The following is a 9,978-nucleotide window of genomic DNA, read 5'->3' on the forward strand; positions in this document are numbered from 1 at the left end:
TCGATCTGCTTCCTAAAAATATCCCGACGGAAGTTACCGCGGTTGATTACGTGATAATGTCGAAGGATGTGAGAAGTATGGTGTGAGAAGTATGGGGTCATATCTTGGATCTCGACAATTACTTTTCGATCTGCTTCCTAAAAATATCCCGACGGAAGTTACCGCGGTTGATTACGTGATAATGTCGAAGGATGGGGTCATATCTCCATTATTGACAAAATTGTTTCCTTTTTATTCAGGAACTCCCCTTTACTTAACTCCAATCTCTTAGCAAACTTACTCACCTAAGTTGGTTGTTCCATCGACAATCATTTGACCAACCTACCATTACTCACAACACGTGATCGGCTCACTCAGCACGTATAGGAACCGGACCGATCATCGGCTCAAGCACCTCAGCCGCAGCCTTCGCTAAAAAGATCTCGGACTGGTAATTACCCGAGATCATTAACGAGGTAGCAAGCTTCAGGATATAGATGATGTCTCGGTACAACTCACAACTTCCACGCCATGCAAAAGAAAGATGATGTTCAACGAATTCTGTCAATAATGGAGATATGACCCCGTTGGCTGTATTTCCCCGTTGGCTGTATTCTGTCAATAATGGAGATATGACCCCGTTGGCTCCCGTTGTGGTTTCATCAACCCCGTTGGCCCGGGCCAAATCCCAGGTGGTTTTTCCGCTGACCATAAAGGTCATAAACTGGTCCAGGTCGATAAGGACGCCGACTTCCGACAAGGCCTGTTGGGTGGCCCGGTAATACCAGTATTCGGTATCGACCAGGACGCCGTCGTTATCGAAGAGGATAAATTTCTTGGAGATGTTTCGCGGAATCAATCGAGCAAGGGCCGCACGCCGTTTTTGAGTTTATAAAGGCTCGATATTTCCTTCTCACTGAGTGCGCGGTTGAAGCAGGACAATTCGTCCAGGGCTCCGACAAAATTGACGCCAAGCCGGATGTGGGCCGCTTCGAGATCCCAGGTATAGATTTGCTCCCAGCCGGTGAGGGAATTGTGCAGCTTGCCGTCGATATAGAGCTTGGCCACACCTTGCTTGCCCGGGTTGTTGAAGCCTTCGAAAGTCATGACAATGTGCGACCAATGATCGCGCGAGAAGGGTGGGTCGACCAAGGGGATGAGTGGCCGCTGGTTATCGGCAATTTCTTTGTTGGGTTTGTTTTCAGGATTCCAGTACTGTTTGTCCGGAAAGGCCCCCATGCGGAACTGCCGGTGCGCGTCCAGGCTGAAATCCACCCAGAGGCATCCGTCCAGGGCGGACCGCGGCGTCAGTTGAATCGGGTCGGTATAGCCCGGCCGAAGATCTTCGTCCGGAGTTACCCGCATCCAGAAAGAAACCGTGCCGCTCCAATCTTTCTCCGAGTAAGGCAGGTTGTCCTTCAGTTTGAAAAATGCGCGGGTACCGCTAATTTCTTCGGGCGTATTGAAGAAGAGACAGTTTCCAAACCGTCCGCTTTCATCTTCAACCGCTTCACCGGGCAGTCCCGGCTCATAAACCGGCTCCGGCCGGGTCATTACCATCGTGTATAAGGTGCCATCCCCTTTGGCAAAGTCCGCATCCGGTCCGTTATCAAAGGAAGCGTGGAAAGTGAGGGATTCCCGCAAGGCGGCTGTTTCTTTTTTCCCGGGATTGCAAGCAACCAGTATCAGGGCTGGGAGGAGAAGAACTATGCGATATAATTTAAACATAAACCAGATTGGTCCTAATTTTGACTCGCTGGCAATCCTTTGAGACCAGGAGAAATTCAGGAATGCGGTAAAGTTGCTGATGATACCAAGAATCATGCAACGAATGCCGAACTTTGCTTGCTTCCGAATCTACCAGGACCCAAGATTCTTCCACCCCATGAAAAGTCCTCCTCTTCTCGTTAAATTGCTGGTTGTTTGCGTGATTGGCGTATCCGCCTATACGATTGGTTTGATAAAAGGAAAAGCGGGTATTGAAGCGACTCAGATGATGGGGACAACCGAAACGTCCATTTCACCAGAGGAGACCTCGGTTGAAGTCGGGCAAGCTACCACTTCGAGTGTGTCCCTGGATCCTGCCAGCATCTTCGACCTTTCCAAAGCCAGCGACCGTACTTACCTGTTCGACCAGTATTTGAAGGAAATGACTTCGCTGAATGCCCTGGCTACGCTGGCGAGGTTGGAAGCTTTGCGGCCCTCTCAAAAGCGCAACCAGATGGTGGGGCAGTTTTTCAGCCGGTGGGGTGAGCTCACGGGTGAAGCCGCTTTGCAGTATGCGATGAATTATAAAGGGACGGATGGATTTCTTTTCCAGGGTTCCGCTATCGAGGGTTGGGCGGATTCCCAACCGGTGGAGGCATGGAGTGCTCTCATGTCTTTATCCAATAATGGATCCATCTTTTTTCCACGAATAGAAGCGACCATAGCGAGGATCTCGGAAAAAGATCTGGGTTTGGCTGTCAGTCTGGCCAGGCAAATCGCAGAACCTTACGCGCAAGACGATGTTTTTCGTCCGATTGTAAACAGTGCGGCAGACCGTAATCAATTACCCGAGCTTTTGGCACTGGTCGGGGAAGTGACGGATGCCAATCAAAAAGGCCGGTTTTTGGAAGCTCTGTTCCGGGATTGGGGGCAAGTTGACAACGAGCAATCCTTGTTCGCTGCAAATCAAATGGCCGACGAAGCCATGGTGGCGTCCGCCATGAAAGGACTCATGAAAGGCTGGGCCGCGAATGACGCCAAGGGCGCGCTCGAATACGCCATCCAAAATGCATCGGATCCATTGTTCGGGGAAATTTCAGTTTCGCTTGCCAATAGTTGGGCTCAGAATGCGAATGCCACTGAAATAGAAAGTTTGATTGGACTTATAGAAACGGCGGAAAACAAAAACCAGATTTTGAATGGAGTCATCATTTCTCTGGGACGCGCGGATCCTGAGAAGGCGCTTCAGGTGGTTGAAAAGCTGGACGATGTTCCGACCAAAGCAAGAAACACCGCCATGGTTCTCTTTAGCATGGCACGAACCGATTATGATGCGGCGGAGTCCTATTTTCGCGCCATACCCGATGATGAAGTGCGGAGTGGTTCCGTGTTTAATCTGGCGAGTAACGCCATTAAGTTAGGCAAGACCGCGGCTGAAACATTGTCTTTGGTCGATGCATTCCAGAATGAGAAATCCCGAAACTCCGCACTCAGCGGTATCACTTTCGCAGCCACTCAGGGTGATGTATTTCATGAGACGGAAGAACTTAGAGATGAATTGTATTCCCGGATTGAATCGCTTGAGAATTACAATGAGAAGGCCAAGGCCAATCTGTTGAAACGTTTGAAACCGGATACTCCTTAACTATTTCTTCGGATTGACTGCGAAGGGGTAATTTGCGGAAATCTTCACGTTCCACCCTATGCCCTTGATTCGATTGTTATTGAAGTATCTATCCCTGCTTATCGCGTTCGCCGGTTGGTTATGCGGCAGCTGCCTTATCTCTGCATCCGAACTGCCGAAAACCGCTTTAGCGTTTTTGGACAACCACTGCCTGAGCTGCCATGATTCAGTGGAGGTCGAGGGAGATCTGGACATGGAATCGCTGGGATTTGATCTTGCAGATCCGGAGGTGTTCGAAACATGGGTCAAGATTCATGACAAAGCGGATCATGAAGAGATGCCGCCGAAAAAGGAACCGAGGCCGGAGGCGAAGGATCTGGAGCAGTTTCTCAAGGCTATTTCCACGCCGATGATCAAGAATGATCAGGAGCGGGTGGAAAACGAAGGCCGGTCGATGGTGCGCCGCTTAAACCGTTTCGAGTATGAAAACACCTTGCGGGAGATCCTGAACGCTCCCTGGCTGCAACTGGCCGACCGGCTGCCGGAGGATGGGACGGCGCATCTGTTTAACAAGGTGGGAAATCGATTGGATGTTTCGCATGTGCAGATGGCCAAGTATCTGGAGACGGCGGAGTATGCCATCCGCACCGCGACGAACACGGTTTTATATCCGACCCAAACGGAAAAGTTTTATGCCCGGGAAGAAAAAGTGATGCAGAATTACATGCCGTTTCGCACCGGCAACAAGTCGGCCACGCGTTCCTCAACGCCGCTCATCGGTCTGGAACCGCAGCCGGATGTGATTCGCGGCATTGATCCGGTAACCGTTGGTGAGTTTGATCCCGAGCTGCGCGAGCGGGAAGCTTTTGGCTTTGTTTCCGGCACTTATACCGCCACGACCAAATACGATTTCACCAAAATGGATCCGCCCATCGATGGACGGTATAAGATCCGGATCAAGTCTTACACTTACCGTGCCGGCAATTACGGCGCTTCAGGTGGCGATGATCATGGCCTGACCGGTGGCGACCGGGAATGGTGGCGTCCCAACCGCACGGTGGCGTTTCCTGGGAACCGGACTGAACCCATTACCTTGTATGCCTTGGCGGATAGCGGAGACAGCCGCTGGTTGGCAACGTACGATGCGCAACCCGACCCGACGGTGGTTGAAAAAGTGGTTGATTTGAAAAAAGGGGAGGGCATTCGTCCCGATGCCGCCCGGTTGGTGCGAACCCGGCCGGGATGGAAGGGAAACCCCAATGCGACGCTGGATGGCATTCCCGCTTTTGCCTTGAACTGGTTGGAAGTGGAAGGACCGTTGCATGAGTCCTGGCCTCCACCCAGCTATAAAAGCCTGTTTGCGGATTTACCTTTCGAGGTAAGCGGGAAGAACGTGGTTCGAGTGATATCCAATCATCCGGACGTTGACGCACGCCGACTTCTCCTGGACTTCATGAAACGGTCGTATAACCGGCCACTTTTGAATGACCGGGAAGTGGACCCATTCGTTACGGTGTATGGAAATGCCCGGGACCTGGGCGAAGATTTTACCGAAGCGATGATCCTGGCCTTTGCCTCGGTGTTGTGTGCGCCGGATTTCCTCTATTTGGAAAACCAGGCCGGTGAATTAAATGACCGGGAACTGGCCCTTCGCCTGTCTTATTTTTTGTGGAACGGCCCTCCGGATAAGGAATTGTTGCCGCAGAAAAAATTGAACCGGAATTCAACCTTGGAAAAGCAGGTGAATCGCCTCCTGAACGACGAGCGTTCCAACCGGTTCCTTTATGCCTTTCTCGACTACTGGCTCGATCTCAAGGAGATCAATGCCACCACTCCGGACGCGGAACTCTATCCCGATTATTACCTGGATGACATGCTGACCGAGTCGTCGATTCGGGAAACGCGCCTGTTTTTCCGTGAGCTGCTCGATAAAGACCTGCCGGTGCGCAACCTGATTGATTCGGATTTTTCTTTTATCAACGAACGCCTGGCCGATCACTATGGCCTGCCCCAATTCGAAGGCGTTGAACCCCGTCGCGTTGCTCTGCCAACGGATTCGGTTAGGGGAGGGCTTTTGACCCAGGCCAGCGTGATGCGGGTAACGGCCAACGGGACCACGACCTCACCGGTTTTAAGAGGAGCCTGGATCATGGAGCGCATCCTGGGTGTGGAAATTCCACCGCCTCCCTCGGGAGTCGGAGCCATCGAGCCGGATACCCGGGGTGCCGTTACCATTCGGGAGCAATTGGACAAGCACCGGGAAATTCAATCCTGCAACGCCTGTCATGCCAAGTTCGATCCGGTGGGATTTGCCCTGGAAAGTTTCGATGTTGCCGGTGGTTGGCAGGATGCCTACCGGGCGGTCAATGAAGAAGGGGAACCCGTGCTGGGCTTTGGAAAAAACGGGCATTTGTTCGTCTACCACTTTGCCCAACCGGTTGATTGCGCCGGTCAACTGGCCGATGGGCGGACCTTTTCCGATATCCTGGATTTGAAAAACATCCTGGTCGACGACGAAAGGCAGGTCGCGCGGAATCTGGTCAACCGTCTCATCGTCTACGGCACCGGGGCACCCGTTTCATTCGCCGATCGCCTGGAAGTTGAAAAGATACTCGATAAATGTGAGAAAAACAGTTTTGGTATGAAGTCGTTGATCCACGGAGTTGTGCAAAGCGAGCTCTTCAAAATTAAATAATAACGTTTACCCCGATGTTTATTTCCATCCCTTCGAAGCGAATCAGCCGCCGCCAGATGTTGCGGGGCATGGGCGTGGCCATGGGCTTGCCGATGCTGGAAGCGATGTCTCCGGTTTTTTCCGGGTCTTTGAAGGCTGCTTCACCCGAAACCAAGGCACCCCGGCGGATGTTCGCCGTCTGCAACAACCTGGGGTTTCTGCCCGACCAGTTTTTTCCCGAAGCAGGCGGATTAGATTATAAACTGTCGCCCTACCTTAAAAAGCTGGCTGATTTTCGCAACGATTTCACTGTCCTGAGTGGCGTATCCCATCCGGGAGTGGATGGGTCCCATTCCTCCGATGTGTCCTTCCTGACCGCGGCACCGCATCCCGGTGGTGGTGGTTTTAGGAATACCATCTCGCTGGACCAGTTTATCGCCGCCAAAGTCGGGAACCTGACCCGGTTTCCATCTCTCACCCTGGGCGTAAATGCCAAAGAAGGCAGGCGCAGTCTTTCGTGGACCGACGCCGGGGTATTGATTCCCTGTGAGGACAAGGCCTCGGAAGTTTACAAACAATTGTTTCTGCAGGGGTCACCCAAGCAAATCGAAGGGCAGCTGCGCAAGTTGAAGATCGGAGAAAGCATCATGGATGCGGTGGCTGACCAATCCCGGGCTTTGCATCGCCGTCTGGGCCGTTCCGACCAGGAGCGCATGGACCAGTACACGACGGCGGTGCGCGATGTGGAGAAACGCATGGAAAAAGCCCGCGAGTGGGAGTTGAAGCCCAAGCCCGAAGCACCTATCGCCATGCCGCTGGATCCGGATTCGCCCAAGGATTACATGGATAAGATCCGCTTGATGTATCAGATGTCCCGGCTGGCTTTTGCAAGCGATTCCACGCGGAGTATCACATTACTGTTGGATAGCTCCAACTCTCCCACGATTGATGTGCAAGGAGCCAACATCTCCGATGGTTATCACAACCTGTCGCATCACGGCAAAAGTGATAAAAAGCTCAACCAGCTCAAAGCCATCGATTTGGCTCAAATGAAGTTGTTGGCGGATCTGCTTTCGGACTTGAAGACCTCAAGCGAAGGTAACGGCACCCTGCTGAATAACACGACCATTGTCTTCGGTAGCAATTTCGGTGACGCCAACAAACATACCACCGACAACATGCCGATCCTGGTGGCGGGTGGTGGTTTCAAACATGGAAAGCATCTGGCCTTTGACCGCGATAAAAACTATCCGCTTCCCAACCTGTTTGTCAGTATCTTGCAAAGTATGGGAATCGAGTCGGACCGGTTTGCCACCTCAACCGGAACCCTGACGGGATTGGATATCGCATAACCGGATTTGCCTTTTGCATTCAGGTTAACCACTTACTTTCTTTCTATTTTGGAGACCTTTCGCCGATAGACCCCTGGAACCACCCACCACTCTTATGATAAATTCAGTAACTACCCGAATCCTTGCCCTGTTAATGCTGATCTCCGCCGTTTGTGTCGGAGCCGACCGTCCCAATATCCTGTGGATTACCAGCGAGGACAACAGTCTCTACATAAACTGTTTTGGCGATAAACTGGCCAAGACGCCCAACATCGATGGCCTGGCATCCAAAGGGGTGCTTTACAAATATGCGTATTCCAACGCCGCAGTCTGCGCTCCCGCCCGGACCACTTTGTTTTTGGGTATGTATCCGCCTTCGATTGGTGGTGAGCATATGAGGAGTCAGGTTCCGCTTCCCGGCATGATCCAATCCTACGCCAAGTATCTGCAAGAGGCGGGCTACTACACGAGCAACAACAGCAAGAAAGACTATAACATAGATCAGGACTTTCCCGGCTGGGATGAAAGCAGTAACAAAGCGCATTGGAAAAACCGGCCCGCAGGGAAACCATTTTTCTCCATCTTCAATATCGGTGTGACTCACGAAAGTAATTTGCATCCGTCACGCAACACCCATCCTCTGGGAGCTGATCCAGCAAAGGTCCGTGTGCCCGCTTACCTGCCGGACACTCCGACCGTGCGGAATCGAATCGCCACCTATTATTCCTGTATAAACCAGATGGACACCCTGGTCGGTGAGAGCCTCAAGGAGTTGGAAGATGCCGGACTGGCGGAGGACACCATCGTTTTCTACTATTCCGATCACGCAGGAGTCATGCCGCGGAGCAAGCGCTTTATTTACGCCAGTGGAACCCACGTGCCTCTGGTCATCCGGTTTCCCAAAAAATGGCAGCACCTGTCCCCCAATCAACCGGGAACTATCACCGAGGAGATCGTTGGTTTTGTGGATTTCGCGCCAACCCTCCTCAGTCTGGTGGGAGCCAAGATTCCGAAGTACATGCAGGGACATGCCTTTCTGGGAGAGCAGCGCACCACGGAAGCTGAATTTGCCCATACCTTCCGGGCGCGTGCCGATGAGCGCATCGATTTCAAACGAGGGGTAACCGATGGAAAATTCAACTACATCCGTAACTACCTGGCTTATCTCCCCACCGGTCAGCACGTCAATTACCTCTACGATAATCCCGCCATGCCCGAGTGGGAGGCCCTCTACAAGGCGGGCAAAACCAACAAGGCCCAAAGCGCTTTCTTTTTACCGGCCCCGCTCGAAGAGCTGTTCGACCTGGAGGCCGATCCAGACGAAGTAAACAACCTGGCCAACGATCCAAAATACCGGGATGCGCTCCTGCGGTTTCGCAAGGCTAACCGTGAGCACATGCTCAGAATTCACGACACCGGTTTTGTTCCGGAGTCCTTAATGATAGAATGGACCCGGGGTTCCGGAAAAACGCCGTATGATGTCGGGAGTAACGAAATCCAGTATCCCCTGGCCGACATCCTGGATACCGCCGACGCATTGCTTGACGATGGCAACAAAGCCCTTCCCAAGCTTCTGAAAGACCTGAAGTCCGACAACCCCATTATTCAGTACTGGGCGCTGGTTAACTGCATGGTGCTGGGCAAGGATGCATCAAGGGCAACGACTCAGATCAAGGCATTGACCAGCAGTCCGATCGCTGCGACCCGCATTGCTGCGGCCGAACATCTCGCCCGTCTGGGCAAAGCCGATCCGCGACCGGTGTTGCATGAGGTCATGCTTTATAATTCCAATGTCCTGGCCCGCTTGCAGGCCATCAATGCCTTGGATCATGTGCAGGACAAGTATCCCTTCGATCCGGAAGTGTTTAAGAAATCCCAGGCCATCTGGCCGACCAGCAACAAGGACCTGACCGCGGATTGGATGGGTCGCTACTCAGCCTACGACGTCCGGGTGATGGAATTCCTGGAAGCGCAAAATTCCCGCTGAACCTCGATTAAAATAATCGACCATTCGCCCTCCAGCATATGCCAAAGTTCAATATCGAAAAATCCATTCTGGTGGACGCTCCGATGGCCAAGGCTTTTGCCGCCGTACGGGATTTCCATACCTGGTCGAAATGGTCGCCGTGGATTATTGCCGAGCCGGATTGCAAAGTGTCCGTTTCTCCCGATGGCAGGCAAAATTCCTGGGATGGAAATATCGTTGGCTCGGGAAACATGCTGATCGAAAAGGCGGAGCCAAATAATGCCATCCATTACAAGCTAACTTTCCTAAAACCCTGGAAAGCGGTGTCGCCGGTCAGTTTTCTGTTCGAAGCGACTGACGGAGGTACCAAGCTTACTTGGACCATGGAAGGATCGATGCCCTTCTTCCTGTTTTTTATGACCAAGATGATGGGCGTGCTTATAGGTGTGGATTACGACCGAGGCCTGAAGATGCTGAAGGATTACATCGAGACGGGAGCCGTTCCTTCAAAACTGAAGTTTCCCGGTGTCGAAACCTTTAAGGGGTTTCCATACGTGGGTCTGAAAACGCGTTGCAATATTGATGAATTGGGCGAAGCCATGACAAAGGATTTTACCAAGCTAGATAGACCCTGTTCGAAAAGCCGCTGGTTGTCCGTAAAATGCGCATGATAAAGTTTTGGAAAACCAGTATTAAG

At 52.2% G+C, this 9,978-nt stretch carries 7 protein-coding genes; 5 read left to right on the forward strand and 2 right to left on the reverse strand.

The genetic code is table 11. The features are described from left to right. Positions 1-349 precede the first annotated feature (349 nt). Both O3C43_23200 and O3C43_23205 read right to left on the reverse strand, forming a co-directional pair. Complete coding sequence (locus tag O3C43_23200; GenBank protein MDA1069393.1) at positions 350-838, reverse strand: hypothetical protein; 489 nt, start codon at positions 836-838, stop codon at positions 350-352. Next, positions 835-1,707 (reverse strand): hypothetical protein, encoded by an 873-nt coding sequence (locus O3C43_23205; protein MDA1069394.1) that lies wholly within the window; start codon positions 1,705-1,707, stop codon positions 835-837. Before O3C43_23205 ends, O3C43_23200 begins: the two co-directional genes overlap by 4 nt. 157 nt (positions 1,708-1,864) lie before the next feature. Between O3C43_23205 and O3C43_23210 the strand changes: the two genes are divergently transcribed. From O3C43_23210 to O3C43_23230, 5 genes are all read left to right on the forward strand, one after another. Further along, positions 1,865-3,331 carry a hypothetical protein gene (locus O3C43_23210; protein MDA1069395.1) on the forward strand — a complete coding sequence of 489 codons (1,467 nt, stop codon included), beginning with the start codon at positions 1,865-1,867 and terminating at the stop codon, positions 3,329-3,331. A gap of 58 nt (positions 3,332-3,389) precedes the next feature. After that, positions 3,390-6,005: a DUF1592 domain-containing protein gene (locus O3C43_23215; protein ID MDA1069396.1), complete on the forward strand. Its 2,616-nt coding sequence runs from the start codon at positions 3,390-3,392 to the stop codon at positions 6,003-6,005. Positions 6,006-6,019: 14 nt separating this feature from the next. After that, positions 6,020-7,336 (forward strand): DUF1552 domain-containing protein, encoded by a 1,317-nt coding sequence (locus tag O3C43_23220; GenBank protein ID MDA1069397.1) that lies wholly within the window; start codon positions 6,020-6,022, stop codon positions 7,334-7,336. A 94-nt stretch (positions 7,337-7,430) separates the two neighbouring features. After that, positions 7,431-9,302 carry a sulfatase-like hydrolase/transferase gene (locus O3C43_23225; GenBank protein MDA1069398.1) on the forward strand — a complete coding sequence of 624 codons (1,872 nt, stop codon included), beginning with the start codon at positions 7,431-7,433 and terminating at the stop codon, positions 9,300-9,302. Positions 9,303-9,340: 38 nt separating this feature from the next. Further along, on the forward strand, positions 9,341-9,952 hold the full coding sequence (locus tag O3C43_23230; GenBank protein ID MDA1069399.1) for an SRPBCC family protein: 612 nt from the start codon (positions 9,341-9,343) through the stop codon (positions 9,950-9,952). The last annotated feature ends 26 nt before the right edge of the window (positions 9,953-9,978 follow it).

Source organism: Verrucomicrobiota bacterium (assembly GCA_027622555.1).
In the GTDB taxonomy this organism is placed as follows: Bacteria; Verrucomicrobiota; Verrucomicrobiia; order Opitutales; family UBA2995; genus UBA2995.